Origin of the sequence: Ancylobacter lacus, from assembly GCF_018390635.1 — a bacterium.
GTDB classification, from domain to species: domain Bacteria; phylum Pseudomonadota; class Alphaproteobacteria; order Rhizobiales; family Xanthobacteraceae; genus Ancylobacter; species Ancylobacter lacus.
Genome location: NZ_JAHBGE010000036.1, coordinates 69,550 through 96,316, shown reverse-complemented (window position 1 = coordinate 96,316; position 26,767 = coordinate 69,550). Strand labels below are relative to the sequence as shown.

General features: G+C 70.5%; 23 protein-coding genes. 14 read left to right on the top strand and 9 right to left on the bottom strand.

Annotated elements, in window-relative coordinates; genetic code table 11:
- Positions 1-85: 85 nt before the first annotated feature.
- The 8 genes from KHC27_RS07095 to KHC27_RS07060 all read left to right on the top strand — a co-directional run bounded on the left by KHC27_RS07095 (position 86) and on the right by KHC27_RS07060 (position 11,575).
- On the top strand, positions 86-2,248 hold the full coding sequence (locus tag KHC27_RS07095; RefSeq protein WP_213336822.1) for a peptidase domain-containing ABC transporter: 2,163 nt from the start codon (positions 86-88) through the stop codon (positions 2,246-2,248).
- Entirely contained in the window at positions 2,245-3,834 is a 1,590-nt protein-coding gene (locus KHC27_RS07090; RefSeq protein WP_213336819.1) for an HlyD family type I secretion periplasmic adaptor subunit, read from the top strand. The genes KHC27_RS07095 and KHC27_RS07090 overlap by 4 nt, the downstream gene beginning before the upstream one ends.
- 318 nt (positions 3,835-4,152) lie before the next feature.
- Positions 4,153-5,385 carry a calcium-binding protein gene (locus KHC27_RS07085; protein WP_213336817.1) on the top strand — a complete coding sequence of 411 codons (1,233 nt, stop codon included), beginning with the start codon at positions 4,153-4,155 and terminating at the stop codon, positions 5,383-5,385.
- A 281-nt stretch (positions 5,386-5,666) separates the two neighbouring features.
- On the top strand, positions 5,667-7,091 hold the full coding sequence (locus KHC27_RS07080; protein ID WP_213336815.1) for a calcium-binding protein: 1,425 nt from the start codon (positions 5,667-5,669) through the stop codon (positions 7,089-7,091).
- A gap of 201 nt (positions 7,092-7,292) precedes the next feature.
- Positions 7,293-8,795 carry a calcium-binding protein gene (locus KHC27_RS07075; protein WP_213336813.1) on the top strand — a complete coding sequence of 501 codons (1,503 nt, stop codon included), beginning with the start codon at positions 7,293-7,295 and terminating at the stop codon, positions 8,793-8,795.
- A gap of 356 nt (positions 8,796-9,151) precedes the next feature.
- On the top strand, positions 9,152-9,325 hold the full coding sequence (locus KHC27_RS07070) for a hypothetical protein (RefSeq protein WP_213336811.1): 174 nt from the start codon (positions 9,152-9,154) through the stop codon (positions 9,323-9,325).
- A gap of 55 nt (positions 9,326-9,380) precedes the next feature.
- Positions 9,381-10,448 (top strand): phosphoenolpyruvate carboxykinase (ATP), encoded by a 1,068-nt coding sequence (locus tag KHC27_RS07065; RefSeq protein ID WP_213336809.1) that lies wholly within the window; start codon positions 9,381-9,383, stop codon positions 10,446-10,448.
- Positions 10,445-11,575, top strand: coding sequence for a nucleotidyltransferase family protein (locus KHC27_RS07060; RefSeq protein WP_213336806.1), 1,131 nt, complete (start codon positions 10,445-10,447; stop codon positions 11,573-11,575). Before KHC27_RS07065 ends, KHC27_RS07060 begins: the two co-directional genes overlap by 4 nt.
- A 111-nt stretch (positions 11,576-11,686) precedes the next feature.
- Here KHC27_RS07060 and KHC27_RS07055 read toward each other — a convergent pair whose 3' ends face one another.
- The 7 genes from KHC27_RS07055 to KHC27_RS07025 form a co-directional block, all read right to left on the bottom strand.
- A complete protein-coding gene (locus tag KHC27_RS07055; protein WP_246519716.1) occupies positions 11,687-12,259 on the bottom strand; it encodes a MarR family winged helix-turn-helix transcriptional regulator in 573 nt (190 codons plus the stop codon).
- 314 nt (positions 12,260-12,573) lie between these two features.
- A complete protein-coding gene (gene dps / locus KHC27_RS07050; protein WP_213336804.1) occupies positions 12,574-13,062 on the bottom strand; it encodes a DNA starvation/stationary phase protection protein Dps in 489 nt (162 codons plus the stop codon).
- A gap of 163 nt (positions 13,063-13,225) precedes the next feature.
- Complete coding sequence (locus tag KHC27_RS07045) at positions 13,226-14,497, bottom strand: RNA polymerase sigma factor (RefSeq protein WP_213336801.1); 1,272 nt, start codon at positions 14,495-14,497, stop codon at positions 13,226-13,228.
- The gene (locus KHC27_RS07040) at positions 14,494-14,877 is read right to left on the bottom strand and encodes a YciI family protein (RefSeq protein WP_213336798.1); all 384 of its coding nucleotides are present in this window, start codon (positions 14,875-14,877) and stop codon (positions 14,494-14,496) included. The genes KHC27_RS07045 and KHC27_RS07040 overlap by 4 nt, the downstream gene beginning before the upstream one ends.
- A gap of 36 nt (positions 14,878-14,913) precedes the next feature.
- Complete coding sequence (locus KHC27_RS07035; RefSeq protein ID WP_343210853.1) at positions 14,914-15,168, bottom strand: MoaD/ThiS family protein; 255 nt, start codon at positions 15,166-15,168, stop codon at positions 14,914-14,916.
- Between the two features lie 107 nt (positions 15,169-15,275).
- Positions 15,276-16,367: a WD40/YVTN/BNR-like repeat-containing protein gene (locus KHC27_RS07030; RefSeq protein WP_213336796.1), complete on the bottom strand. Its 1,092-nt coding sequence runs from the start codon at positions 16,365-16,367 to the stop codon at positions 15,276-15,278.
- Positions 16,367-16,840 carry a VOC family protein gene (locus KHC27_RS07025; protein ID WP_246519715.1) on the bottom strand — a complete coding sequence of 158 codons (474 nt, stop codon included), beginning with the start codon at positions 16,838-16,840 and terminating at the stop codon, positions 16,367-16,369. Before KHC27_RS07025 ends, KHC27_RS07030 begins: the two co-directional genes overlap by 1 nt.
- 155 nt (positions 16,841-16,995) lie before the next feature.
- On the opposite strand from KHC27_RS07025, the gene gltS reads away from it, so the two are divergent.
- Positions 16,996-18,219, top strand: coding sequence for a sodium/glutamate symporter (gltS, locus tag KHC27_RS07020; RefSeq protein WP_213336857.1), 1,224 nt, complete (start codon positions 16,996-16,998; stop codon positions 18,217-18,219).
- Positions 18,220-18,261: 42 nt separating this feature from the next.
- Here gltS and KHC27_RS07015 read toward each other — a convergent pair whose 3' ends face one another.
- Both KHC27_RS07015 and KHC27_RS07010 read right to left on the bottom strand, forming a co-directional pair.
- Positions 18,262-19,743 (bottom strand): alpha/beta hydrolase, encoded by a 1,482-nt coding sequence (locus KHC27_RS07015; RefSeq protein WP_213336794.1) that lies wholly within the window; start codon positions 19,741-19,743, stop codon positions 18,262-18,264.
- A gap of 11 nt (positions 19,744-19,754) precedes the next feature.
- Positions 19,755-20,774, bottom strand: a complete 1,020-nt coding sequence (locus KHC27_RS07010; protein ID WP_213336792.1) for an AI-2E family transporter — start codon at positions 20,772-20,774, stop codon at positions 19,755-19,757.
- Positions 20,775-21,037: 263 nt separating this feature from the next.
- Between KHC27_RS07010 and KHC27_RS07005 the strand changes: the two genes are divergently transcribed.
- The 5 genes from KHC27_RS07005 (at position 21,038) to KHC27_RS06985 (ending at position 26,731) form a co-directional block, all read left to right on the top strand.
- Positions 21,038-21,808: an SDR family NAD(P)-dependent oxidoreductase gene (locus tag KHC27_RS07005; protein WP_213336789.1), complete on the top strand. Its 771-nt coding sequence runs from the start codon at positions 21,038-21,040 to the stop codon at positions 21,806-21,808.
- A gap of 118 nt (positions 21,809-21,926) precedes the next feature.
- Positions 21,927-23,255: a histidinol dehydrogenase gene (hisD, locus tag KHC27_RS07000; protein ID WP_213336785.1), complete on the top strand. Its 1,329-nt coding sequence runs from the start codon at positions 21,927-21,929 to the stop codon at positions 23,253-23,255.
- A 10-nt stretch (positions 23,256-23,265) separates the two neighbouring features.
- Complete coding sequence (locus KHC27_RS06995; protein WP_213336855.1) at positions 23,266-24,288, top strand: zinc-dependent alcohol dehydrogenase; 1,023 nt, start codon at positions 23,266-23,268, stop codon at positions 24,286-24,288.
- Positions 24,285-25,592, top strand: coding sequence for a hypothetical protein (locus tag KHC27_RS06990; protein WP_246519713.1), 1,308 nt, complete (start codon positions 24,285-24,287; stop codon positions 25,590-25,592). Before KHC27_RS06995 ends, KHC27_RS06990 begins: the two co-directional genes overlap by 4 nt.
- Positions 25,586-26,731 (top strand): alpha-hydroxy acid oxidase, encoded by a 1,146-nt coding sequence (locus KHC27_RS06985; protein WP_213336782.1) that lies wholly within the window; start codon positions 25,586-25,588, stop codon positions 26,729-26,731. The genes KHC27_RS06990 and KHC27_RS06985 overlap by 7 nt, the downstream gene beginning before the upstream one ends.
- The last annotated feature ends 36 nt before the right edge of the window (positions 26,732-26,767 follow it).

Genomic DNA, 26,767 nt, shown 5'->3' with positions numbered 1-26,767 from the left:
GACTTCCATATCATCGACCCGCGAAATTTCCGGGTTTTGATGTAGGCCGAGTATACATTAACAATCAGCCAGAAAGTGGACGTGCATGTTGAACGGCGCGTTGCCGGCCGATGCCCCGCTCGTCGATAGCGGGATTGCCGGACTTTGCGGCATCGCTGCCTTTTTCCGCATCCCCGCCGACGCCGGCACGCTGAGACGGGACATCGCGCTGCCGGAGGGCACGACCGCCAGCCCCGGCGATGTGGTGCGCGCCGCCCGCCGGATCGGCCTCAGGGCCGCGGTCGGCGAGCTCGCCAGCGACGCGGCGCTGCGGACCCTGCCGGCCCCTTCCCTGCTGCGCCGGCGCGACGGCCACTACATCGTCTTCGGCGGCGTGCTGCCCTCGGGCCTGTGCCGCACGGTGGACCCCATCAGCCGGATCGAAAGCGCGGTGGCGGCCGAGGACCTCTTCCCCGCGCTGGAACCGCTGGTGGTGCGGGTCACCCGCCGGTTTCTCGGCGCCGGCATGGAGCCGGCGGTGCTGGGGCTGCGCTGGTTCCTCCCCTCGATCTGGCGCTACCGCAAGCCGTTCGCCCATGTGATGATCGCGTCGCTGTTCGTGCAGATATTCGCGCTCATCACGCCGCTGTTCTTCCAGGTCGTGGTCGACAAGGTGCTGGCGCATAACGGCCTGTCGACCCTCTATGTGCTGGTGATCGGGCTCGTCGCGATCGGCGCGTTCGACGTGGCGCTGCAGTATCTGCGCAGCTATGCCCTCAACCACACCACCAGCCGGCTCGACGTGGAGCTGGGGCAGCGGCTGTTCACCCAGTTGCTGCGCCTGCCCATCAGCTATTTCGAGACCCGGCCGGCGGGACAGACCGTCGCCCGCGTGCGCGAGCTGGAGACGATCCGCACCTTCCTCACCGGTTCGGCCCTGTTCTCGCTGATCGACTTCCTCTTCGTCTTCATCTTCTTCGCCGTGCTGTTCGCCTACAGCGTGCCGCTGGCGCTGATCGTGGCGGCCACCATCCCGATCTATCTCACCATCAGCATGCTGATCCGCCCCCTGCTGCGCGAGCGGGTGGAGGAGCGCTTCGAGAAGGGCGCCCAGTCGCAGCAGTTCCTGGTGGAAACCGTCATCGGCATCCAGACCCTGAAGGCCGCGGCCGTCGAGCACATCGCGCTGCGGGAGTGGGAGGAGCGGCTGGCGGCCTATGTCCGCACCTCCTTCGACGCCACCATGCTCGGCACGCTGGGCCAGAACATCGTGCAGTACGTCTCCAAGCTCTGCACCGCGGCGATCCTGTTCATCGGCGCCCGCGCGGTGATGAACGGGGAGATGTCGGTCGGCCAGCTCGTCGCCTTCAACATGATCGCCGGCCAGGTGGCGCAGCCGATCCTGCGGCTGTCGCAGATCTTCCAGGACCTCCAGCAGGTGCAGGTGTCGATCGAGCGGCTCGGCGACATCCTCAAGGCGCCGGCCGAGCGCTCGCCCCGGCTGCGCCAGCAGCTGCCGCCGCCGCGCGGCCATATCGAGCTGCGCAACGTCACCTTCCGCTACCAGCCCGGCAAGCCGGACGTGCTGAAGCAGGTAAGCCTGCGGGTGCGGCCCGGCGAGGTGATCGGCATCGTCGGCCCCTCGGGGTCGGGCAAGTCGACCCTCACCAAGCTGATCCAGCGCTTCCACCTCGCCAGCGAAGGGCAGGTGCTGCTGGACGGCAACGACCTCGCCAATGTCGATCCCGGCTGGCTGCGGCGGCATATCGGCGTGGTGCTGCAGGAAAACCTGCTCTTCAACCGCTCGATCCACGAGAACATCGCGCTCGCCAACCCCGCCATGACACGCCTGCAGGTGATGGCGGCGGCCCGGCTGGCGGGCGCCGACGAGTTCATCTCCTCCATGCCGGAGGGCTACGACACCATGATCGAGGAGCGCGGCGCCAATCTCTCCGGCGGGCAGCGCCAGCGCATCGCCATAGCGCGCGCTTTGGCGACAAGCCCGCCGCTGCTCATCCTCGACGAGGCGACCAGCGCGCTCGACTATGAGAGCGAGCGCATCGTGCAGGCCAACATGCGGGAGATCGTGCGCGGCCGCACCGTCATCATCATCGCGCACCGGCTGGCCGCGGTGCGGCACTGCTCGCGCATCATCGGCATGCGGGACGGCCGTATCGTCGAAGCCGGCACCCACGAGGAACTGCTCGCCCGACCCGGCGGGCTCTACGCCCATCTCTGGGCGCTGCAGACGGACAGGGCGTCGGCATGAACCAGCTCACCCACCTCCCCCAGCCCAGCCCGTCCGATCCGGTCGCCAATGCGCCGACGGCGCCCTCCGCCCCGGTCCGCGCCGAGGCCGCCCCGACCCCGATCGAAGGCGGCGCCAGTCCCGGTGGCGACACCGCCGGGGGCGGACGCCCCGGCGGGCCCTCCCGCACGGCACGGCGGCGCACGCCGACGCCGAGCGCGGCCGACCGCGCCTTCCTGCCCGCCGCGCTGGAGCTGCTGGAAACACCGCCCTCGCCCATCCGCATCCAGCTGCTGGTGACGATCTGCGTCCTCGTGGTCGCCTCGCTCATGTGGGGCTGGTTCGGCAAGATCGAGATCGTGGCGACCGGCACCGGCCGCATCCAGCCCACCGCGCGGGTCAAGGTGGTGCAGCCGGTGGAGGCGGGCCGGGTCGATGCCGTGCTGGTCGCCAATGGCGACGAGGTGAAGGCCGGCGATGCGCTGATCCGGCTCGACCCGCGCGACGCGCAGGCCGATGTGAGCTCGCTGTCGGCGACGCTCGGCTCGCTGGTGGCGGAGGCGCAGCGCCGCCGCGCCGTGCTGGCCCAGCTCCGGGCCGACCGGCTCGACGTGCCCACGGTCGACTGGGCGGCCGAGGTGCCGGCGCCCATCCGCGAGCGCGAGGGCCTGGTGATGCAGGCCGACCTCGCCTCGCTGTCGGCGGACCTCGCCGGGCTGGACGCCTCCCGCATCCAGAAGCAGGCCGACGTGATGCGGCTCGAAGCGATGATCGTGGCGCAGCAGGACCTGCTCTCCACCCAGGATCAGCGCGTGGTGATGCGGCAGAAGCTGGTCGAGATGGCGGTGGGCTCCAAGGCCCAGCTCATCGACGCCCAGGAAACCCGGCAGGTGCAGCGGGTGACGCTGGCCCGGCTGGTGGGCGAGCAGACCCAGGCCCGGGCCGAGCTTCAGGTGGCCGCCACCGAGCGCAAGAGCACGCTGGACCGCTTCGTCGCCGATTACGGCCAGAAGCTGGCCGACGCCGAGCGGCAGATCGACGACTACCGCGAGCGGCTGAACAAGGCGCGCACCCAGCTTGAGCGCACGACCCTCACCGCGCCGATCGACGGCACCGTGACCTCGCTTTCCGTGCACGGCGTGGGGCAGGTGCTGGCCGCCGGCGAGGACCTGATGCGCATCGTGCCGGCGGGCTCCCGCTTCGAGCTGGAAGTGTACATGCCCAACAGCGACATCGGCTTCGTCCGTGTGGGACAGCCGGTCACCGTGAAGATCGACAGCTTCCCCTACACCCGCTACGGCGGCATCGAGGGCAAGGTCACGCGGATCGCCCGCGACGCCATCTCGGAGAACGACGTGCGCCAGCAGATTTCCTCGCCGGCCAGCGGCGCCTCCGCCTCCAGCGGCAAGGCCGAGCCGGTGCAGAACCTCGTCTATCCCGTCACGGTGGAGCTTGCCCGCCAGTCCATGGTGATCGACGGCGAGGAGGTGCCGCTCTCCGCCGGCATGACCGCACAGGCCGAGATCGAGACCGGCCGGCGCCGCATCCTCGAATATCTGATGTCACCGATGGTCGAGGTCGGCTCGCGGGCGTTGCGGGAGCGGTGAGGCCACGGGCTCACCGCTCCTCCACCCCGCCCGCGCTTCTCTCTACCGCCTTCGACGCCCGCCCTGCACCACGCCCGCCTCATGGCGGGCGGGGCAGCCGGCCCATGGCATCGAGGCCGCCAGGCCGCGCGGCGCGTTCACGGGCATCCCGGACACAGGATCCGGCCCCAATCGGCGGGGGAGCACGGTCCGCGGCCGATGGCACCAAACTTCGCCACCCCGAACGGGCGCTCCGGACTTGCGGTACCCCGCTGCTTGGGGAACTTGTTTAGGCAAGTCGCGGACGATTTGGATACGTGCTCCAAAGGGATAACGAAGATGGTGCAGTTCACGCGCAGCGGCAAATTCAGCAGAAACAGCACGACCACCAACACCACGACCGGTGAGGTGCTGTCGACCTACGGCTTCTACGGCAGCTCGGGCATCTACACGGCCCAGGGCGGCGACACGACCCTGACCGGCAGCGCCTACAACGAAGCCTTCATCTACGACCTCACGCTGTCGGGCACCAACGCGCTGCGCTTTTCCGGCTTCACCGCCTTCGATGCCGGTGCCGGCGACGACATCATGGACTTCACCGTGCGTGCGGCCAATGCCGGCCATGAATACGGCACCGATGCCGACGTGTCCGGCGGGCTTGGCAATGATGTGATCTGGTCGGCCGGCGCGCACCTCAACAACATCTATGGCGACGAAGCCACCATGACCGGCACATCGAGCAGCCAGGTGCAGGGCGGCGACGACAGGATCGACCTTTCCGCTGCCTCCGATTCCACCAAGGCTTATGGCGACGGTTACGATCTGAACTGTGCCAAAGGCGGCAACGACACCATCGTCGGCAGCGCGAAGAGCGACTACGTCTGCGGAGATGCCTTCCGCCTCGCCAACGATGCCAATGCCAGCGCCACGGGCGGCAATGACATTTTCGACGGCAGCGGCGGGAGCGAGAACTACTACGTCGTGGGCGACGCGGACAGGCTGGCCTTGGGTTCGGGGGCGACAGCGACGGGTGGCGACGACCAGCTTACCGGCGGCTCCGGGGATGACTCGCTCTACGGGGAGGGCTTCTACGCCGGCAGCTCGTCGGGCCCGCACGCTGGCGCGAGCTATACGGTATATTGCGGCAACGACACGCTGGTCGGCGGAGACGGCAACGACAGACTGTACGGGGACACCGCCACCGTGGCGGCGAACGGCACCCAGTACAGTGGCGACGACATACTGATCGGCGGCGCCGGCGACGACCAGCTCTACGGCGATTTCGACGCCCTCAACGGCAACGCGGTCGGCGGAAACGACACCTTCATTTTCGACCCGGGCAGCGGGAATGACACGATCATGGGGTTCGGAAACGGCACCGACACCAGGTACGGCAAGGATGTGATCGACATCTCGGGCTACGGCTATACCGATTTCGACCAGCTCTCGATCAGCCAGGACCCCTACGGCGGCTGGCAGGTCGATCTCGGCGACGGCAATTCCATTACCGTCTACGGCTTCATGAACGGCTTCACCCTGTCCGCCTCCGATTTCAAGTTCGCCTCGACCTGAGCGGGCGGGTGGTGTGAGGCGAGAGCCGCGCCGCTCTCGCCTCCAGCCGATCCAGACGGCTCTCGGAAGGGCCGACGGCCGTGTGCCATGAGGCTGAGCATATCCGCACGCATTGGGATACCGGCACGACCTGTCGCTGCGAACGGGATGCGGGTCGGGCCGAAAATCCCACCAATCTTCGACAGGCCCAGCCGGCTGATGCCGCTTGCCGCCGGCAAAGCACTGCTGCAAGAGTGCCTCCAAATCGACGGCAATTCCGTTGATGTTGCAGAAATGGCGGCATGGCAATGGTACAGTTCACGCGCAGCGGCAAGTTCAACCGGACCAGCAGCACCACCAACACCACCACCAACGAAACCCTGTCGACTTACGGCTTCTACGGAAGCTCGCTGATCTATACCGCCTCCGGTGGCGACACGACGCTGACCGGCAGCGACGAGAACGAAGCCTTCATCTACGACCTCACGCTGAACGGCACCAACGCGCTGCGCTTCTCTGGCTTCACCGCTTTCGATGCCGGTGCCGGCGACGACATCATGGACTTCACCGTCCGCGCCGCGAATGCCAGCAGCCCCTATGCAACGGCGGCCACGCTCTCTGGCGGGCTCGGCGATGACGTGATCTGGACCGCCGGCAGCAATCTCGGCACGGTGTATGGCGACAGCGCGACCATGACCGGGACCTCCGGCAACGAAACCATCGGCGGGGCCGACACCATCAACGTCGCCGCCGCCACCGTCGGCACCACGGTCTATGCCGACGGCTCCGATCTCTCCTGGGCGAAGGGCGGAGCCGACACCGTCACCGGCAGCAACGCCAATGACGTCATCTATGGAGATGCCTACCGGCTTGGCCTCAGCGCCAGCTCGACCGCCTGGGGTGGCAACGACACCATCTATGGCGGCGCGGGCCGCGACACCATCTATGGCGACGCCTACACGATGGCGGCCGGAGCCGGTTCCAGCGCCTATGGCGGTAACGACATTCTCTACGGCGGAACGGCGAGCACGCCCGGCACCGATGCCGACTCCATCCAGGGCGACGCCTACCAGATGGCCACGATCTCGAACGCCAAGGCCTGGGGCGGCGACGACACCATCTATGGCAGCAATGGCAGCGATACCTACCTGGTCGGCGACGCACGGTTCATGGGCACCGGGGCGAACTCAAGCGTCACCTGCGGCAATGACACCATCTACGGCCAGGGCGGCAGTGACGGCCTCTATGGCGACGGCCTGACCCTCGGCAGCTCCACGACGAACGCCTCGACCATCGTCTGCGGCAACGACAAGCTGTATGGCGGCATCGGCATCGACACGCTGGTGGGCGACGCCGACACGACGACCGCGTCCTCCACCGTCACCTGCGGCAACGACATCCTCGACGGTGGCGCCGGCAACGACAAGCTCTATGGCGACATTTCCACCAAGGCCAACGGAGCCCTCATCGGCGGCAACGACACCTTCGTGTTCGAGCCCGGCAGCGGCGCCGACACCATCTATGATTTCAGCAGTGGCGGCTCACGGGGCGTCGACCGGATCGACGTCTCCGCCTATGGCTACACCTCGTTCTCCAGCCTCACCATCACCAACAACAACACCGCCACGGTGACGGTCAACTTCGGCGACGGCAACACCGTCGCGGTGAAGAACTGGAACAACACGTCCCTCACCCTCACCGCCTCGGATTTCATCTTCGCGACGTGACAATGCGTCGGTTGTGGCGGGGCGGCCACCGCCCCGCCTTTCCCAAGCGGTAGTGACGCGGCGGTCAAAGGCCTGGTCTTTTTCTGGTGTTTGGAACCTAAAAGCCGGCAATCTTCGCGCCCGGGCTTGACCCCGTCACGCCCGGAGCAACAATGCCCCGATCGCTGGACTTCGAAGCGAATGGCCAGTGAGGGGCGAACCATGCAGTTCACGCGTTCCGGCAAATTCAGCCGTACGAGCATCACCACCAACACCACCACCAACGAGACGCTGTCGACCTACGGCTTCTACGGCAGCTCGGTCATCTACACCGCGACCTCTTCGGACAAGACGCTGACCGGCAGCAACGCCAACGAGGCCTTCATCTACGACCTCACCCTCTCCGGCACCAACGCGCTGCGCTTCTCCGGCTTCACCAGCTTCGACGCCGGGGCCGGCGACGACATCATGGACTTCACCGTCCGCCCTGCCAATGCCGGCAACGAATACGCCACCGACGCCACGCTCTCTGGCGGGCTCGGCAATGACGTGATCTGGACCGCTGGATCGCATCTCAAGACCGTGTATGGCGACACCAACACCGTCGTGGGCACCTCGGCCAGCGACCTGGTCCAGGGCGGCAACGACATCATCGACCTCTCAGCCGCAACAGTAGCTACGACCGCGTATGGCGATGGTTATTTCATGGCCTGGGCCAGGGGCGGCAACGACACCATCACCGGCAGCGCCAGCAACGACGCGATCTACGGCGATGGCCGATCAATGGCCACTGACAACGGCTCCAGCGCGTTCGGGGGCGACGACATTCTACGGGGCGGGGCGGGCAAGGACACGCTCTATGGCGACGCCAATGTGCTCGGCAATGGCGAATCCACCACGACTGTCGGCGGCAACGACACGCTCTATGCCGGCACCGGCACAGAATCCGACGTGCTTTACGGCGACGCCGGCTCTCTCGGCTATGGCGTATCCAGTACAGCCACCGGCGGCAATGACACGCTCTATGGCAATGATGGTAACAACCTATTTGTCGGCGATGGGAGCCAACTCGGCTATGGTCTGAATGCGACCGCTACGGGCGGCAACGACACGGTGTATGCCGGTGGCGGCATCGACACCCTGTATGGCGACGGCTATTACTTCGCCGTGCGCAGCGGCTCGACCGCGAAAGGCGGGGCCGATACGCTCTATGGAGAGGACGGCGACGACACGATCTATGGCGACGGCGTGCAGTTCGGCAATGGCTCCACCTGCGTCTCCGTCGGCGGCGGCGACACGCTCTATGGCGGCGCCGGCGCCGACACTCTGGTCGGTGACGGCGGCACCGTATTCTTGAATGCTTCCCTGACCTGCGGCAACGACCGGCTCGACGGCGGCACCGGCGATGACAAGCTCTATGGCGATGTCTCCGGCACCATCGATGCCGACACCACGGTGATCGGCGGTAACGACACCTTCGTGTTCCAGCCCGGCAGCGGCGCCGACACCATCTATGACTTCGGCCAGGTCGCCGGCTCCGGCACCGGCGACGACCTGATCGACGTCTCCGCCTATGGCTATTCCTCCTTCGGCGAGCTCAACGTCACCGGCAACGGCACGTCGACGGTGACGATCGACTTCGGCAGCGGCAACAGCGTGACGGTGCAGAACAGGGCCAACACCGCCCTCACCCTCGACGCCTCGGACTTCGTCTTCGGGGCGTGAGGCAGGAGGGTGTGCTGCCGATGCGCAACACCCCGGAACTTTGTTCATATTTGCCGTCAAACAGCGCGCAAAGCAGGCCGAAGGCGGTTGCCTCCGGCTTGCGTCGCCCGAGGCCAGAGGTAAAATCCTGACCTAAGGATCGAGTATCCCTCCCCGAGGGTCGCATGGCCTTGGCCACGCACAGGAATGAGGCGAACAGATACGACCGGCATCACCACCCGGGCGATGCCAGACTGGACGTTCTCGGTCCTCGCTCTGCCTGCAGCGACACGACGGTTTCATGCCTGAACCAGCGGGTGCGCCCGCGCCGACGTTTGCCCCGATAAGACGCCTGCCCCCACAGAAGGAACACCCGTATGGCCGACCACGACAACCGCTCCACCGAAACCACCACCGAGGCCGCCAGCCACGACGCCGGCCGCCGCGACGCGATGAAGGGCATGGGCAAGCTGCTGGCCGCCGCTCCGATCGCCGCCCTGCTGTTCGACGCCAAGGTGGCCGAGGCCGCGGGCGACGGCAGCTTCGAGTGACGCCGACGGCGGCCGGGCGCGGGAAACCGACCGGCCGCCTTCAGCTTATCGTGTCATGACGATCGCGTCGCCGTCCCGCGCCACCAGCCGTGCCGACATCGTGCTGCTGCCCTTCGCGGGTGGCAGCGTCGTTCAGCATATAGCCTCCGGCCGCCTCTGGCTCTTCGACACGGAGGACGACGGCGCCCGCGCCGCCGACGCCCTGCGCGAGGAGAACCTTCCCCCGGTCGTCCCGCCGGAGCGGGCCGAGCCGCCGGACCATCCCCCCGCCTTTCACGGCACCATCCGCCTCGGCCCGGGCAGCGCCCGCGTGCGCTGCTGGCCCGATCCGCTTGCCCGCACCTTTTCCGGCGCCCTTGCCCCGATGCTGGCGGATGCCCCGGCCGGCGACGTGCCGGCGGGGCCGCGCGTCGATCTCTTTGTGACACCCGAAGGCCAGGCGCTGGTCACGGTGGACGGCGTCATCGCCCACCGCCCCGGCTCGGCGCCCATGGGCCGCTGGCTCGCCATCCGCCAGCTTGCCGCGCGCATCCATGCCGGTCGCCGCTGGTTGGCGCTGTTCCATGCCGCCGCGGTGGCATTGCCGGGCGGCGGCGCGGTGCTGCTGCCGGCGGCCTCGGGCAGCGGCAAGACCACGCTGGCCGGCGCCCTTCTGGCCCATGGCGGCACCCTGCTCTCCGACGATCTCGCCCCGGTGGACGCCGACACCGGTGAAGTCTGGCCGTTCCCCATGGCGATGAGCGTGAAGCCGGGGAGCTGGCCGGTCTTCACCGAGCTGCATCCCGGCTTCGCCGAAACCCCGCCTTCGGTCATCGGCGCGACGACGGTGCGCTATTTCCGGCCGGCGGGCGCTCTGGCCGCCGCGGCCGGCCATCCCGTCGCCGCCATCGTGCTGCCGCGCTATGAGGCCGGCAGCGCCCTGCGGGCGGAACCGGTGCCGCCGCGCGATCTGTTGCGCGCCATCATCGCCGGGGGCACATGGCCGCCGGAAGGCGAGGCGGAGCTGCGCTCCCTGCTCGCGCTGCTGGAGCGTGTGCCGGCCTGCCGCCTCGTCTATGGCGATGTGCGCGCGGCGGCGCGGGCGCTGACGGAGCGGCGGCTTCCCGCCGGCCTGCTGCCGTGACCCGACCGAGCTTCGACCTGCTGGTCGATGTGCTCGGGCTGCTGCCCGGCTCCACCGGCCGTGACGGCCTCGCCGCGGAACTCGGCAGCGTCGGTGACTGGGCGCCGGTGATCGCCGAGGCGGACCGCCATTTCGTCCTCGTCGCCCTCGGCCCCATCCTCGGCCGGGCCGGGCTCACCGCCCGGCTGCCGGCGGAGGTGGCCGACGTGCTGGCGCTGTTCAACCGGGCGAATGTGGCGCGCAACGCCCGGATGACGCAGGCGCTGGAAGAGGTCGCCGCCGCGCTCAACGCCGCCGGCGTGGTGCCGGTGCTGCTGAAGGGCGCCAACCGGCTGATCGACGGCCTTTACCCCGATGCCGGCCTGCGGGTGCTGTCCGACCTCGATCTGCTGGTGCCCCCGGAACAGGCCATGGCCGCCGCCGGGGTTCTGGAGGCGCTCGGCTTCGACTGGGTGGCGGAAGACTATGCCGGCGACCAGGCCGGGCGCCACCAGCTGCCGCCCATGCGCCGGCCGGCGGACGGCACGCGAATCGAGCTGCACCGCCACGCCGTCCACCGGCCGTTCGCCGCCATCCTGCCGGCGGACGAACTCATGGCCGCGGCCACGCCCGCGCGGCTGGGCCGGGCAGAGGTGGCGATCCCGGCGCTGCGGCACCAGTTCCTTCACCTCGTCATCCACGACCAGCTCGCCAACCGGGGCTTCCGGCGCTGCACGCTGCGCCTGCGCACCCTGCTCGAGGGCCGGCTCCTGCTGGAGCGGCTGGCCCCGGGGGAGCTGGAGTGGGTGATCCGCCGGCTGGAACGCCATGGCAGGGGCCGGATCGGCCGGCACTTCCGCACCATGCTCGATCTGTGGCCGGTCGCGCCGGGCCGGGCGGAGGTTCTGGCCGCCACCGGTGCGTGGCAGCGCCTCGAAGGCCGGGCGCGGATCGCGGTGTGCCTCGCGGCCGCCCGTGGTCACAAGGGCGTGCGCCGCCTGCTCATCGCCCGCGACGTGGTCGGCCGGCTGTCGGTCTATGGGTGGGGTCGAGCGCTGGCGAGCTGCACCTCGCCCGCCTTCTGGCGCAATCGCGGCAAGGACGTGCGGGAGCTGATCACCGCGCTGGGAAAGGCCGGCGGCTACTGAACGCCGGCTCCCGGACCGCGAAACCGATACTCCGCGAACCCAAACCCCTCACGGCGCGCTCCCCGGACGGCGTCAGCGGTGATGACCTGCCTCGCCGGTCGCCCGAGAAGGTCAGGCGCCGTCGCCGCCATAGCGCAGGGAGGAGGTCCAGAACAGTTCCAGCCGCCGCAGCACGTTGAAGGCCGTGGTGAGGTCGCGCAGCTCGCTTTCGTCGCGAACGGTCTGCCGGTGGAAATTGTCGTGCACGTTGCGGATCGCCTCGCACAGGCTCACCGCCTTGGCGGTCAGCCGCAGCCGTGCCGAACGCCGGTCGCGCGGCGAGGCGGAACGGTCGACATAGCCGCCGTCGACAAGCTGCTTCAGGTTGTAGGAGGCGTTGGAGCCGAGATAGTGGCCGCGCTCCAGCAGGTCGCGCACCGAGAGCTCGTCATTGCCGATGGTGAACAGCAGCATCACCTGCGAGGGACTGATGTCGTCCATCCCGAGGCGGATGAGGTCCATGCGGAGCAGGTCGAGGAAGCGGCGGTGCGCCCGCTCGATCACCCGGGCCACCTCGAGATGGGTGACGCCGGAAAGTTCGCCCTCACCTTCCATTGCACGTGCGGGAAAGGCCGCCGCCGACGACCAGTCGCTCTCGCCCGGATGCGGCGCTCCGGCGTCCTGTTCGGCGAGTTTGCGTGCCATGCGCGATAGTCCTTCGTCCCCAAATGTTCGGATTGGCTAAGTTTCTCGCGCTGAGCGAGAGGAGTGCCGACCGTCCTCTTTGTTCTGCCGAGACTGCGATTCTGCAAGTTGCATCGCCTATGAACTGCATCAAGCCAAGGCGGGGAGCAAATTGCAAGCCATCTTGCAGAGGGGCACAAATTTCCGGTTACTTTTCAAACGTTATCACACGGCCTTCGGATCACACCCGGACGAAAGATTTTCGCGCTCCGGCGCGCTGGCCGCCGCGCACGGGACCGCCGCGTCCCGCTCGCGTCGGGACGCGGCGGTCGGCGTCAGTTCGGCTCCTGGAGATGGGCCTCGATGAACCAGAGCGACTTGTCCAGCGTGCGCGAGGCGGCGGTGAAGATGTCGGCGGTGTCGGGATCGCCGGCCTCGTCGGCGTCGCCGATGGAGCGGCGCAGCCGGTTGGCGACGGCGCCATAGCGCACCGCCAGCGCCTTCAGGTGGTCGTGCACCCTGTAGATGTCGAGCGGGTAAGGCGGCAGCTCGCTCGCCGCCGCCACCACCTGAACCGTGCCGAGCGCGGTGCCGCCGAGCTGCGCCACCCGCTCGGCCATGGTGTCGACATGCTCGTCGAGACCGGAGCGGAAGCCGTCCAGCATCTCGTGGACCGCGATGAACTGCGGCCCCTTGAGGTTCCAGTGGGCCTGCTTGGTGACGAGCGCCAGATCGATGGTGGCCGCCAGATTGGCGTTGAGCAGCTCGATCGCCACCTTGCTGGCGTTCGAGGTGGTGTCGTTCTCGGTGCGGTGCTGGCGCATGTCTCTCTCCCATCCAGCGTGAGGAAGCGGCGGCATGGGAGGAACGGGATGCCGCGGCGGGTCCGGGGGGAGAATGCGGCAGCGCCGCCGTGGTTCCCTGCGCAGCCCCGGCCGCCGGGCGGCGGAGAGCCGGCCCGGCCGGATCGCGCCCCTGTCCTGCCGCCTATCCCGCCCGCTCGCCGGCGGCGTCGGCATCGGCGGCGAGCGCGTCCAGATGCTGGCGGATATGGGCGGCCTCCGCCGCCGTGCCGGCCAGCGCGATGGCGCGGGTGAACGCGTCGCGGGCCTCGAGGCGGCGTCCGAGCTGGGTCAGCAGCGCCCCGCGCAGGCCGTGGAAATGGAAATAGCCGGAGAGCCGACCGCCGAGCGGCTCGACGAGCGCCAGCGCGGTCAGCGGCCCCTCGACCCGCGCCACCGCCACCGCGCGGTTGAGCGTCACCACCGGCGAAGGCTGCATGTGCTCCAGCGCGGCGTAGATGCGTTCGATCTGCCGCCAGTCGGTGTCCTCCGGCCGGGCGGCACGGGCATGCAGCGCGGCGATGGCGGCCTGAAGCTGGTAGGGGCCGGGCGCGCCGTGGCGCATCGCCTTGTCGAGCAAGGCGAGCCCCTCGCCGATCGCGGCGCGGTTCCAGCGGCGGCGGTCCTGCGCCTCCAGCAGCACGAGCTGCCCCTCATTGTCGAAGCGGGCGGCGGCGCGGGAATGCTGCAGCAGCATCAGCGCCGCCAGCCCCATCATCTCCGGCTCGGCGGGAAACAGCCGCAGCAGCAGCCGGGCCAGCCGGATCGCCTCCTCGCAGAGCCCGGCGCGCTCGGAAGGCGGCGGACCGGCGGAGGAATAGCCCTCGTTGAACAGCAGGTAGATCATCGCGGCGACCGCCGCGAAGCGCTCGGCCCGCTCGGCCGGGCCGGGCGTCTCGAACGGCACTCCGGCCTGCGCGATGCGCGCCTTGGCGCGGGTGATGCGCTGCTCCATCGCCGCCTCGCCGACCAGGAAGGCACGCGCGATCTGGCGGACCGAAAGGCCGGAGACGATGCGCAGCGCCAGCGCGATCTGCTGGGTCGCCGGCAGCTCGGGATGGCAGCACACGAAGAGCAGCCGCAGCACGTCGTCGCGGTAGTCCGCGCCGTCGAGCCGCTCGGCGAGGTCGGTCTCGGCATCGCCGAGGTCGGAGAGCGCCTCCTCCGGCGGCAGCGGCGCCAGCCGGGCGCGCCGGCGGACCGCGTCGATGGCGACGTTGCGGCCGACGAAGGCGAGCCATGCCGCGGCATCGCGCGGCGGGCCATTGGCCGGCCAGCTTCGCAGTGCCCGCAGGCAGGCTTCCTGAAAGGCTTCCTCGGCGAGGTCGAGGTCGCGGAAATAGCGCAGCAGCGCCGCCATCGCCTGCGGCCGGGCCGAGGCCAGCGCGACATCCAGCCAGCGCGGGTCCTCGCTCATCCCGGCCCTCCCCCGCCCGCGCCGACATCGTAGCTGAAGCCCACCGGGCGGATCTCATAGGCCCCGCCGGGATTGGCGCCGCCCAGTTCGCGGGCGATGTCGAGCGCCTCGTTCAGGCCGTCGACGTCGAGGATGTAGAAGCCGAGAAGCTGCTCCTTGGTCTCGGCGAAAGGCCCGTCCAGCACCAGCGGCGGGTCCTGGTCCTTGCGCAGCGTGGTGGCCGCGGTGGTGGGCAGCAGCCGCACGGCGGAGGAGAGCTTGCCCTCCCTCACCAGCCGGCGCTGGATCACGTCGAGGCGCGCCATCACGGCGGCGTCCTCCTCCTGGGTCCAGGAACACACAACATCCTCGGAATGGTAGCACAGCAGCGCGTAATACATGGTTCCCCCTCCCCCGGCGGCGCCTGCCGCGCCGGCTCAGCCCCCGCTGATCGCGGTGATGATGAAGACGTCGCTCCCCGGCGGCAAAGCGGTGTCGAGCCGCGCCCGCCTGCCGGCGACGAAGACGTTGATGTGCCGGCGCACGGCCGGGGTGGTGTCGCACAGCCGGTCGCGCATGCCGGGCCACCGCGCGTCCAGCCGGTCCATCAGCTCGGCGACGGTCGCCACCTCCAGCTCGAGGCAGCGCGGCGCGCCGGGGAACAGCGCCGTCAGCGGCGCCGGCAGCCGCACCAGCGCCGGCGCCCGGGTTGCCGCCGGGGCCGGGCGCGGCGGCCACCCCGGCGGATAATGCCTCCCGCCCGCTTTCCGCCACCGGCCCCTCGCCCGCGCCCATGGCCTCAGCCCCCGATCACCGCGGTCTCGACCGAGGTGATGGTCGGCAGGTGGCTGGCGAGGCACTGCCAGCTCTCGCCCTCGTCGCGGCTGGCATAGAGCGCGCCGGAATTGGTGCCGAAATAGACCCCCGCCGGCTCCAGCGTGTCGGTGGCCATGGCCTGCCGCAGCACGTTGAAGAAGGCGCCCTGCTGCGGCAGCCCCTCGCGCAGCGCCTGCCAGCTCGCCCCGCCGTCGCGGCTGCGCCACACCGCCGTCTTCGCCTCCGGCATGTAGCGGCCGGCGGTGTCGCCGTTGAGCGGGATCAGGAACAGCGTGTCGGGATCGCGCGGGTGCGCCGCCGCCGGAAAGCCGAAGGAGGAGGGCAGCCCCGCCTCGATGCTGGCCCAGCCGGTGCCGCCATCGTCGGAACGGTACATGCCGCAGTGGTTCTGCTGGTAGAGCCGGCGCCGCCCGTCCGGGCCCCGCCCCGGCGCCATCACCACGCAGTGCACGCACTGGCCGAATTCGGGATAGCGCTGGTCGTCGGGATTGTAGTCGGCGCGGGTGCCGCGGTTGCGGGCCTGCCAGTTCTCCCCGCCATCGGCGGAGTGGAACACGCCCGCCGCCGAGATGCCGACCCACAGCGCCGCCGGGTCCTCCGGGTCGAGCACCAGCGAATGCAGGATGAGCCCGGCGCCGCCGGGATTCCATTCCGGCCGCGAGGGGTGGCGCCGCAGCCCCTCGACCTGGCGCCAGCTCTCGCCGCCATCGGCGCTGTGGAACAGGCCGGCCGGCTCGACCCCGCCATAGAGCCCGCCCCCGCCGGCGGCGAGGCTCCACACCGCCTTCACCGGCGCCTCCCCCGCGGCATAGGCGAGGCCGGCGCTGGAATGGGTCCAGCTCCGGCCGAGATCGCGGGATTTCCACACGGCCGGTCCGAACCATTCATTGCCGCCGCCGGCATAGATCACCCCCTCGGCGTCGGCGACGACATGGTTCACCGGCCACGTCTCGCAGAACGGCCCCTCGATCGACCAGCTTCGCCGGGCCGCATCGGTGCGGGCGATGAAGGCACCCTTCCGGGTGCCGATCAGCAGGACGAGTTCGGCCGCCATCACGCCGCCTCCCCCACCGCGGCGGCCGCGGCGGTCCAGAGCGACCAGCCCACGCCGAAACGGTCCGTCACCATGGCGAAGCGGCGGGAGAAGAAGGTCTCGTGCGGCGGCAGCACCCCGGCGCCGCCCTCCGCCAGCGCCGCGAAGGCGGCATCGACCGCCGCGGCGTCCGGCAGCAGCAGGGCGAGGGAGAAGCCGGCGAAGCGCGGTTCGCCCCGGCCGAAGCCATCGGAACAGAGCAGCACCGCCTCCCCGATCCTCAGCTCGGCATGCATCACCCCGGCGGGGTCGGGGCGGGGCATGTCGCTGGCCCCTGCTTCCCCCGCCTCACCGCCGCAGGCGGCGGCCGGCGCATCGGAAAAGCGCATCAGCGCCTCGACCCGCGCGCCGAGCGCGGTGCCGTAGAACGCGATCGCCTCCTCGCAGCGTCCTTCGAAATAGAGGTAAGGCTGAATGGTCGCACGCATGCTCATGGGCCCCTCCCGGTGAAGTCTCGCACCAAGGACGCCGCACCCGCCCGCGCCCCGACACCGCCGGGCGAAATTTTCTCGCCTCCCGCACGGGGCGCACGGCGCGGCCTCCTGTGCTAGGGAACCATCGGGGCAGAGAGGGATACCAGATGACGGACATAAGCACGGTCGAGGTGTCGGGGCTGACGACCTTCACCATCGCCATCCTGGTGTTCTTCACCGGATCGGGGCTGAACGGGGCGATCCCGCTGCTGCGCCGCTTCAACATACCGGAGGCGGTCACCGGCGGGCTGGTCGCCGCCACCGCCACGCTGATCGCCTATGAGGCGTTCGACATCGAGGTGCGCTTCGCGCTCGAGGCGCGGGACATGCTGCTGCTCTATTTCTTCACCGGCATCGGCCTCAACGCCAAGCTGTCCGACCTCGTCGCGGGCGGCAAGCCGCTCGCCATCCTGCTGGTGCTGGCGGCGGCCTACCTGCTGATCCAGAACGCCATCGCCGCGGGCGGGGTGGCGCTGCTCGGCCTGCCGCAGGGCCTCACCGTGTTCCTCGGCTCGGCCGCGCTGATCGGCGGCCACGGCACCACCATCGCCTGGGCGCCGCTGGTCGCCGACCGCACCGGCGTCACCAACGGGCTGGAAGTCGGCATCGCGGTGGCGACCCTCGGCCTGGTGGCGGCGAGCCTCGCCGGCGGCCCGATCGCGAGCTTTCTCATCCGCCGCAACGCGCTGGCGGGTCCGGCGGAGACCGAGGCGCCGGTGATCGGGCTCTCCACCCCCTCCAAGGCGACGCTGGCGGCGGAGGGCGTGAAGGACGACATCAGCCATGTCAGCCTGCTGCGCACGCTGGTGGTGCTGAACGCGGCGATCCTGATCGGCCTCGGCATCGAGGAAAGCGTTCAGGCGCTCGGCCTCAAGCTGCCGACCTTCGTGGTCTGCCTGCTGGTCGCCATCCTCATCACCAACACCGTGCCGCGGCTGTTTCCCCGCCTCGCCTGGCCGACCCGCACCCGGGCGCTGGCGCTGATCTCCGATCTCTCGCTCAACGTCTTCCTCGCCATGTCGCTGATGAGCATGCAGCTCTGGGCGATCGGCGGGCTCGGCCTCGCGCTCGCGCTGGTGCTGGCGGCGCAGACCCTGGCGGCGGTCCTCTACATCCTGCTGGTGGTGTTTCCCGCCATGGGCCGGAACTACGACGCCGCGGTGATCTCCGCCGGCTTCACCGGCATCAGCCTCGGCGCGACGCCCACCGCCATCGCCAACATGACCGCCGTGACCAAGCTGCACGGCCCCGCGCCCCGGGCCTTCATCATCCTGCCGCTGGTGTCGGCCTTCTTCATCGACCTCATCAACGCCGCGGTCATCGGCGCCATCGCCGGGTGAAGCCGTCCGCCCGCATCCGCCCGCGCGCCCGGCGGGCGGGCGTCACGGCGCCGGGGTCGGCGCCGGAGCCGGGGCGGGGAGCCCGTCGCCGATCCGCCCGATCATGTAGGAAAAGAACGGGTTGGACGACATCCGCACCAGCGCGTCGAGATTGACGATCAGCGCCCCCCGCTCGCCCCGCACCGCCATGGCGCCGAGCTGCACGCCGAAATCCTCCGCCGGATCGGGGTCCGAGCCATAGAGCGAATCCGTCGGGGGAAACGGCAGCGCGACGTGGGAGAGCGAATAGACGTCGGAGGGATAGGTCAGCCCCAGCGGCCGCACGCTTTCCTCGGACGAGCCGGCCGGCGTGCTGCGCTCCACCACCTCGGCGGCATCCGGCCGGGCATTGGCGATGACGGTGGTGCGGAAGCGGCGCGGCGTCGGCGGCAGCATCTGCCCGAGCGCCGCCTGCGAGGAGGCCCGCAGCAGCGGCCCGAGCTTGGTGTTGCGGTTGATGTCGAACAGCACCAGCTCGCTGCCATTGGCGGGAAGCTGGTTGTAGAAGGCGGTGATGATGGCGCGGGTGGACACGGTGAAGTCCATCACCGACTGGAAGGTCAGAGTGGGCGGCAGCCGGGCGAGCCGGCCGTCGCGGGCGCTGGCCGCGATGCTCTCCTGCAGCGCCTGCGTCAGCCGGTAGGACTGCCGCGCCCCGTTCACCGGGAAAGAGTTGTATTTGAACGGATTGAACTCGGGGATCACCGACAGCCACGCCGCCTTGGCGAAGGCGGGCAGGAAGGCCGGCAGCCCCGCCAGCCCGGCAAAGCGGGCGAAGCGGGTGATGCCGATCATCGGCGAGATCAGCACCAGCCGGTCAGGCTGCGCCAGCCTGGGGTCCTCCAGCGCGTCGAGGGCGTATTTCAGCGCCAGCGCCCCGCCATTGGAGAAGCCGACGATGTGCAAGGGCTTGTCACGGCCGATCCGGGCCCGGGCCTCGCGCACCGCAAGCCGGGTGGCGGCCAGCCATTCCTCCCACTCCACCCCGGTGAGGCCGGCCGGCACCGTGCCGTGGCCGGGCAGCCGGATCGCCACCGCGACGAAGCCGGCCTCGACATAGCGCTGGGCGACGTGGCGCAGGCTGTAGGGCGAGTCGGTCAGGCCGTGCAGCAGCACCACCGCGCCCACCGGCGTGCCGGCCGGCTCCAGCTCGTAGGAGCGGTTCCAGTCATGGGTCAGGCTGGGGGGATAGACGATGCTGCCGGAGAAGTAGCGGTTGAACGGTACCCGCTCCTCGGGCGTGTCCAGCTTCTGCACGACCTCGCGCTGCACGTCGGCGAAGATGCGCTGCTCGGTGGAGAGATAGCCGGCCCAGTCGGCGGCGTTCAGCTCCGCCACGCTCATCTCCTCCGGCACGAAGGTGTGCCAGGGCTGCAGCGGGTCGCCGCTCTGGGCGAAATGCACCCGCATGCCGATGAAGGCCCCGAGGCCCAGCAGCGCCAGCGCGACCAGCGCGACGAGGATCTTCCACGCGAAGGCGCGCATGCCGTGTCTCCTCAGGCCTCGCTGCGGCCGGACAGCAGCTCCGCCACCCAGCGCGCCGCCTCGGTGTGGGCACAGATGGTGATCGCCGCCAGCGTCAGCGGCACGCCGATGAAGGCGCCGGCGATGCCCCACATGAAGGCCCAGAAGAACACCGCCAGCAGCACGATGAAGGGCGAGACCGCCAGCGCCGCCCCCGCCACGCGCGGCTCGATGTAGCTGCCGGTGAAGAACTGGATGACGTTCATGCCGAGGAACACCGCCACCGCCACCTCCCACGCCCCGAACTGGGCGAAGGCGAACAGGGTGGGCAGCAGCGTCGCCACCAGCGGGCCGATGAACGGCACATAGTTCAGCGCGAAGGCGATGACGCCCCATTCCACCGCGAGGTCCAGCCCCAGCAGCGCGGCGAAGCCCCAGAAGGTCAGGCCGGTGACGAGGCTCATCACCGTGCGCACCCGCATGTAGAGCCGGAACTTGCGGGCGATGTCGCCGCCCGCCGCCAGCAGCCGGGCGCTCCACGGCGCGTCGAACGCGGCGAGCTTGCGGGTCATGATGCCGACCTCCAGCAGGCCGAGCATGATAAAGATGAAGGTCACGACCGCGAAGCCCGCCATGCCGTTCAGCCGGGCCGCCAGCGACTGGAACAGCCGGATCAGCCAGCCGACATTGAAGGTGTCGGCGAACATGCCGGCGGAATAGATGCCGAGCTCCTCGAGCTGGCCGGCGAGATCGGTATAGAGCGCCTGGAACCGGGCGGCGTTGACGATGAGCCACTGCCCGGCATGGCTGAAGCCCCACACCACCATGTAGCCCAGCACGCCGACCACCAGCACGGTGAGGCCGAGCGTGAGCAGCATCGCCACCAGCTTCGGCAGGCCGGCCTCCAGCCGCTTCTGCAGCGGCCACACCAGCGCGATCACGAACAGCGCGAAGGCCACCGGCGCGAACACCCCGCTCGCGATCTTGAGCGCCGCCGCAACCAGGATCGCCGTCGAGATGCCCAGCATGACCCGGACGCTGCGCCCACCCATTCCCTCGCCCCCTCGCCTTCGTCTTGTCCACCCGCGATAGACTGTCCCCCCCTCCCCGGCAAGCCATGGCACGGCGCGGCCGGTGGAAACGGCCGGGGTGCGGCCCCGCCGCATCGGGCCGGCGGAGAACGCCGCCGCCAGGGGGTGGCCCCGAAGTTGCTCACGCTGCCGCGACGACCGCGGTGCCGGCATCGGCCGGCGTCACCGCTCCCGCACCCGACATCCGCCGGCGCCGCCGCGCCGGCCGCCCGAAGGAGAGCCCCATGTCCCCCGCCCTGTTCGACCTCCGCGGCCGCAAGGCCCTCGTCACCGGCGCCAGCCGCGGCATCGGCCGGGCGCTGGCGGAGGCGCTGGCGGCGGCGGGGGCCGATGTCGCGGTGGCGGCCCGGGCCACCGGCGCGCTGGTCGAGCTGTGCGACGCCATCGAGGCGAAAGGCCGGCGCGCGGTGCCCGTCGCGCTCGACGTCACCGACGTCGCCCGCTGCCGCGCCGCCACCGCGGAGGCGGCCCGCGCGCTCGGCGGGCTCGACATCCTCATCAACAATGCCGGGGTCGAGGAGGTGTGCCCCTCGCTGGAGGTGGAGGAGGCGCTGTGGGACCGCATTCTCGACACCAACCTCAAGGGCGCCTTCTTCTGCGCCCAGGCGGCGGCGCGGGTGATGAAAGCCGACGGCCATGGCGGCGCCATCGTCAATCTGTGCTCGCTCACCTCCGAGGTCGGCATTCCCACCGCCGTTCCCTACGGCTCCTCCAAGACCGGCCTGCTCGGCATGACGCGGGCGCTGGCTGCGGAATGGGCACCGCTCGGCATTCGCGTCAACGCCATCGCGCCCGGCTATTTCCGCACCGCCATGACCGAGGTCTTCTACGGCAGCGAGGGCTGGCAGAGGGCGATGCTGGGCAAGATTCCGTTGGGGCGCTTCGGCGAGCTGGGCGATCTCGCCGGCACCGCGGTGTTCCTCGCCTCCGATGCGTCGGCCTATGTCACCGGCCAGTGCCTCGCGGTGGATGGCGGGTTCCTCGCCGCCGCCTAGGCGCCGGCACGGCCGCATGCCTTATCCCGATGCAGCCGGCGGCGCTTTTTTAGCCTCCCCTCCCCGGTAATATGGCTATACATATTCGCCCGCTTTCCCCTCCTCCGAGGCGTCGTCCATGACCGGCATCTGTTCCTTCCACGAGATCGCGACCCTGACCGGCGAGCAGCGCGCCGCGCTGCTGCGCCGCTCCGAAACCGACCTCTCCGGCTTCCTCGCGCGGGTTCAGCCGATCATCGAGGCGGTGCGCAGCGAGGGCGACGAGGCCCTCGCCCGCTTCGGCCGGGAGTTCGACAAGGCCGACATCACCGCCGACCGGCTGAAGGTGACGGAAGCCGAGTTCGACGCCGCCTTCGCCCTGGTCGAGCCCGAGGTGGTGGAGGCGATCCGCTACGGCATCGGCAATATCCGCTCCTTCCACGAGGAGCAGCGCCCCGAAACCATGACGCTGAAGGAAATCCGCCCCGGCGCCTATGCCGGCGACCGCTTCCTGCCGATCGATTCCGTCGCGCTCTATGTGCCGCGCGGCAAGGGCGCCTTTCCCTCCGTCACCATGATGACGGCGGTGCCGGCCGCCGTGGCCGGGGTGCCGAACATCGCCATCGTCACCCCGCCCACCGCCGATGGCAGCGTCGATGCCGCCACGCTGGTCGCCGCCCGCCTCGCCGGGGTGGAGACGGTCTACAAGTGCGGCGGCGCGCAGGCGGTGGCGGCGGTCACCTTCGGCACGCAGACCGTGAAGAAGGCGGTGAAGATCGTCGGCCCCGGCAGCCCCTTCGTGGTGGCGGCCAAGCGCTCGCTCTCCCACCTCATCGACACCGGCACCCCCGCCGGCCCCTCCGAGGCGATCATCTTCGCCGATGACAGCATCCATGGCGGGCTGGCCGCGCTCGATGTGCTGATCGAGGCCGAGCACGGCCCGGATTCCTCGGCCTACATCGTCACCCATTCCCGCCGCGTCGCCGAGGAGGCGATGGCCGCCCTGCCCGCCCACTGGGCGGCGATGACCGAGCAACGCGTCGCCTTCTCGAAGGCGGTGCTGGGCGGGCCGTTCGGCGGCATCGTGCTCACCCCCTCGCTGGAGGAGAGCTACCGCTTCGTCAACGACTACGCCCCCGAGCATCTCGAAGTGCTCTCCACCGAGCCCTTCATCCATCTCGGCCGGCTCACCAACGCCGCGGAAATCCTGCTGGGGCCGCACACGCCGGTGACCATCGCCAATTTCGTGCTCGGCCCCAATGCCGTGCTGCCGACCAGCCGCTGGGCCCGCACCTGCGGCCCGCTCTCGGTGACGGATTTCGTCAAGCGTTCCTCCATCGGCTACGTCACCTCCGCCGCCTACCCCGAGCTGGCCGGCAATGCCCGCCGGCTGGCGCGCTACGAGGGCTTCTCCAGCCACGAGAACGCGGTGTCGGAGATGCGCGCGCCCTACCTCGGCGCACGCTGAGGCCATGACGATGAAGGCGGTGCGGCTTCACGCGGCGGGCGACCTCAGGGTCGAAGACATCCCGGCCCCCGGCACGCCGGAAGCGGGCTGGGTGCGGCTGAAGGTGACGGCGGCCGGCATCTGCGGCTCCGACCTTCACAATTTCCGCACCGGCCAGTGGATCACCCGCGCGCCCTCCACCGGCGGGCATGAGCTGGCCGGCATCGTCGAGGCGGTCGGCCCCGGCGTCGAAGGCTTCGCGCCCGGCGACGCGGTGGTCGCGGATTCGCGGTTCTGGTGCGGGCAATGCCCGGCCTGCGCGCGCGGCGACCGGCACCTGTGCGCCCGGCTCGGCTTCGTCGGCGAGGCCTGCGACGGCGGCTTCGCCGAACAGGTCGTGCTTCCCGCCCGCCTGCTGCTGCCGATCGGCGGCGACATCGACCCCGCCGTCTCCGCCATGGCCGAGCCGCTGGCGGTGGCATTGCACGCGGTCTCTCGCCTCGCGCCCCGGCCGGGCCAGCCGGTGCTGGTGGCCGGCTGCGGGCCGATCGGCGGGCTCGCCGCGCTGGTGCTCGCCCGCCGCCACGACGGCGAGGTGCTGATCGCCGACCGCAACGCCGAGCGCGCCGGCCTCGTCGCCGCGGTCACCGGCGCGCGGACGGTGGAGCTTCAGCCGGAGGCGGTGCGGGCGGCGCTCGGCGGCGGCGCCCCCGCCGCGATCGAGGCGACCGGCAGCGTGGCCGCGCTGCGCGCGCTGCTCGGCGTGCTGGAGCCCGGCGCCCGGCTGGCGCTGGTCGGCATCTATCACGGCGGCCTCGACATCGACCCCAACGTGCTGGTGGAGCGGGAGATCGCGCTCATCGGCTGCCACGCCTTCACCGACGAGCTGCCCGCCGCCGTGGCGCTGCTCGGGCCGCTGGCGGGCGACCTCGCCCGGCTGATAGACTGGCAGATCGGGCTCGATGCGGTGCCCGCCGCCTATGAGCGGCTGCTGGCCGGCGCGGCGGGCGGCCTCAAGACCATCATCCGCCCGAACGGACCGCTGCCCGCATGAACGCCCACGCCCGCAGCCGCACCGCGGAAATCCGCGCCCTCGCCGCCCACGACCTGCCGGCGGCGGAGGCGGCGCTGGCCGGGCTGCTGGCCGACCTGTTCGGACTCGCGCCCGAGGCGCTGGCGATCAACCGCGACCAGTACAGCCTCAATTCGCTCAACGGCTTCTTCGAGGCCGGGGGCGAGGCCTTCTTCTTCAAGTTCCACCAGGAAGAGGGCGAGGAGGCGATGAGCGGGGAATATTACCGCGCCGAAATCCTCGCCCGCGCCGGCCTGCCGGTGGACCAGCCGGTGCATGTCTCGCGCCTGCCGGGCGAGCAGATCCTGGTCTACCGCCGCCGCGACGACCCGCGCTTCTCCGACGTGCTGCGCGCCCTCGACCTCGCGGACGACGACGACGCCCGCGCGGAGGCGGTGGCCGCCGAGCGCGGCCTTGCCGACCGGCTCGCCGCGGTCTACCGCGCCACGCTGCACCCGATCACCCCCGAGCAATCGGCCGCCGAGCCGGTGCACCGGCTGTTCCACGAGCGCATCGTCGCCCGCGGCACCGGGGCCTTTCCCGGCGGCCGGCTGAAGGATTTCTATGTCGGGCAGGAGGTCGTCTTCCCCGGCCTCACCCTGCCCTGGGAGGAACTGGCGGCGCTGCAGGTCGAGGTGAACGGGCGGCGCTATGCCCGCACGCTCGGCGCGCTGTTCGCCGCCGCCCATGCCCGGCTCGACCCGCGCCGCCTCGCCGATGCCGGCGGCGTGGTGGCCCATGGCGACGCCCACAACGCCAATGTCTGGTTCGCCCGCACCCCGGCCGGGCCGGCGCTGTCGATGTTCGACCCGGCCTTTGCCGGCGCCGATGTGCCGGCGCTGCTGGCGGAGGTGAAGTCCACCTTCCACAATGTCTTCGCCCACCCCTTCTGGCTCTACGACCCGGCGGAGGCGACCGCGCGCTTCTGCGCCACCGCCCGCCGCGCCGGCGGGGTGCTGGTGGTCGAGACCGACTGGGCGCTCTCCCCGGTGCGGCGCGAGCTGCTGGCGGTGAAGGCGGAGCGGGTGTGGCGCCCGCTGCTGGCCGACCTCGCCGGCCGCGGCCTGCTGCCGGCGGACTGGCGGGAGGTGGTGCGGCTCGCGCTGTTCCTGTGCCCGACGCTGGTGATGAACCTGCGCGCCGGCGCGCGGAACCATACCCCCACCTCCTCGCTCATCGGCCTGTCGGTGGCGACGATGGTCGGCTCCGAGCCGGTCGGGGGCGCGGATATGGTGACGGCGTTCTTCGACGCCATCACCCCGGCGGCCGGGCGCGTGCCATGCTGATCAATGTCGAGGATGCCCGCCGCGCCGCGCGGCGGCGGCTGCCGAAGATCTTCTTCGACTATATCGACGGCGGCGCCTTCGCCGAGGAGACGCTGGCGGCGAACCGCGCCGATTTCGGCCGGTGGAACCTGCGCCAGCGCGTGCTGGTGGACACGTCCCGCCGCACCCTGGCGACCCGCTTCCTCGGCGCCGAGCGGCCGCTGCCCTTCATGCTGGGGCCGGTGGGCTATCTCGGGCTTTATGCCGGCCATGGCGAAATCCTGGCCGCCCGCGCGGCGGCGGCGGCCGGCATCCCGCTGGCGCTCTCCACCTTCTCCATCGCCTCGCTCGCCACGCTGCGCGCCCGCACCGCCGGGGAGCTGCATTTCCAGCTCTATGTGCTCAACGACCCGGCGGTGCGCGACGAGCTGATCGAGGCGGCGCTGGCGGCGGGGGTGACGACGCTGTTCCTCACCGTCGACACCGCGGTGACCTCGGTGCGCGAGCGCGACATGCGCAACGGCTTCCGCGCGGTGACGCACATCACCCCGCGGCTCGGCGCCAGCATGCTGGCGCGCCCGTTCTGGTGCCTCGACATGCTGCGGGCGGGGATGCCGCAGTGCGGGGCTGTGGCGCACCGGCCGGAATTCGGCCACGGCGCGCTCGAACAGGCCGGCCATCTCGCCCGCCGCATCGACACCCGGCTGAACTGGGCCGATGTCGCGTGGCTGCGCCAGCGCTGGCCGCACCGGCTGGTGCTGAAGGGCATCCTCTCGGTGGAGGACGCGCTGGCCGCGCGCGAGGCCGGGGCGGACGCCATCGTCGTCTCCAACCATGGCGGGCGCCAGCTCGACGGCGCCCCCTCCACCATCGCCATGCTGCCGGAGATCGCCGAGGCGCTGGCGGGCACGCTCGACATACTGGTCGACAGCGGGTTCCGCCGCGGCGCCGACATCGTCAAGGCGCTGGCGCTCGGCGCCTCGGGGGTGATGCTGGGGCGGGCCTATGTCTATGGCCTTGCCGCCGCCGGGGAAGCCGGCGTCGCCCGCATCATCGCCCACCTCGCCGAGGAGGTGGACCTGACGCTGGCGCTGATGGGCCTCACCTCGGTCGCCGAGCTGAAGGCGCTGGGGCCGGCGGCGCTGCGCCCGCGCGGCTGAGCCGGCGGGAGCGGCGGGCGGGAGCGGCAGGCCGCG

What these genes read in the sequence shown, in the direction of transcription:
- KHC27_RS06995 (WP_213336855.1), top strand. Translation starts at nt 23,266, where the DNA reads ATGAAGGCGGTGCGGCTTCACGCGGCGGGCGACCTCAGGGTCGAAGAC.
- dps (WP_213336804.1), bottom strand. Translation starts at nt 13,062, where the DNA reads ATGCGCCAGCACCGCACCGAGAACGACACCACCTCGAACGCCAGCAAG.
- KHC27_RS06985 (WP_213336782.1), top strand. Translation starts at nt 25,586, where the DNA reads ATGCTGATCAATGTCGAGGATGCCCGCCGCGCCGCGCGGCGGCGGCTG.
- KHC27_RS06990 (WP_246519713.1), top strand. Translation starts at nt 24,285, where the DNA reads ATGAACGCCCACGCCCGCAGCCGCACCGCGGAAATCCGCGCCCTCGCC.
- KHC27_RS07015 (WP_213336794.1), bottom strand. Translation starts at nt 19,743, where the DNA reads ATGCGCGCCTTCGCGTGGAAGATCCTCGTCGCGCTGGTCGCGCTGGCG.
- KHC27_RS07040 (WP_213336798.1), bottom strand. Translation starts at nt 14,877, where the DNA reads ATGTATTACGCGCTGCTGTGCTACCATTCCGAGGATGTTGTGTGTTCC.
- KHC27_RS07070 (WP_213336811.1), top strand. Translation starts at nt 9,152, where the DNA reads ATGGCCGACCACGACAACCGCTCCACCGAAACCACCACCGAGGCCGCC.
- KHC27_RS07085 (WP_213336817.1), top strand. Translation starts at nt 4,153, where the DNA reads ATGGTGCAGTTCACGCGCAGCGGCAAATTCAGCAGAAACAGCACGACC.
- KHC27_RS07095 (WP_213336822.1), top strand. Translation starts at nt 86, where the DNA reads ATGTTGAACGGCGCGTTGCCGGCCGATGCCCCGCTCGTCGATAGCGGG.
- KHC27_RS07030 (WP_213336796.1), bottom strand. Translation starts at nt 16,367, where the DNA reads ATGGCGGCCGAACTCGTCCTGCTGATCGGCACCCGGAAGGGTGCCTTC.
- KHC27_RS07055 (WP_246519716.1), bottom strand. Translation starts at nt 12,259, where the DNA reads ATGGCACGCAAACTCGCCGAACAGGACGCCGGAGCGCCGCATCCGGGC.
- hisD (WP_213336785.1), top strand. Translation starts at nt 21,927, where the DNA reads ATGACCGGCATCTGTTCCTTCCACGAGATCGCGACCCTGACCGGCGAG.
- KHC27_RS07045 (WP_213336801.1), bottom strand. Translation starts at nt 14,497, where the DNA reads ATGAGCGAGGACCCGCGCTGGCTGGATGTCGCGCTGGCCTCGGCCCGG.
- KHC27_RS07010 (WP_213336792.1), bottom strand. Translation starts at nt 20,774, where the DNA reads ATGGGTGGGCGCAGCGTCCGGGTCATGCTGGGCATCTCGACGGCGATC.
- KHC27_RS07080 (WP_213336815.1), top strand. Translation starts at nt 5,667, where the DNA reads ATGGCAATGGTACAGTTCACGCGCAGCGGCAAGTTCAACCGGACCAGC.
- KHC27_RS07090 (WP_213336819.1), top strand. Translation starts at nt 2,245, where the DNA reads ATGAACCAGCTCACCCACCTCCCCCAGCCCAGCCCGTCCGATCCGGTC.
- KHC27_RS07025 (WP_246519715.1), bottom strand. Translation starts at nt 16,840, where the DNA reads ATGAGCATGCGTGCGACCATTCAGCCTTACCTCTATTTCGAAGGACGC.
- KHC27_RS07065 (WP_213336809.1), top strand. Translation starts at nt 9,381, where the DNA reads ATGACGATCGCGTCGCCGTCCCGCGCCACCAGCCGTGCCGACATCGTG.
- KHC27_RS07075 (WP_213336813.1), top strand. Translation starts at nt 7,293, where the DNA reads ATGCAGTTCACGCGTTCCGGCAAATTCAGCCGTACGAGCATCACCACC.
- KHC27_RS07005 (WP_213336789.1), top strand. Translation starts at nt 21,038, where the DNA reads ATGTCCCCCGCCCTGTTCGACCTCCGCGGCCGCAAGGCCCTCGTCACC.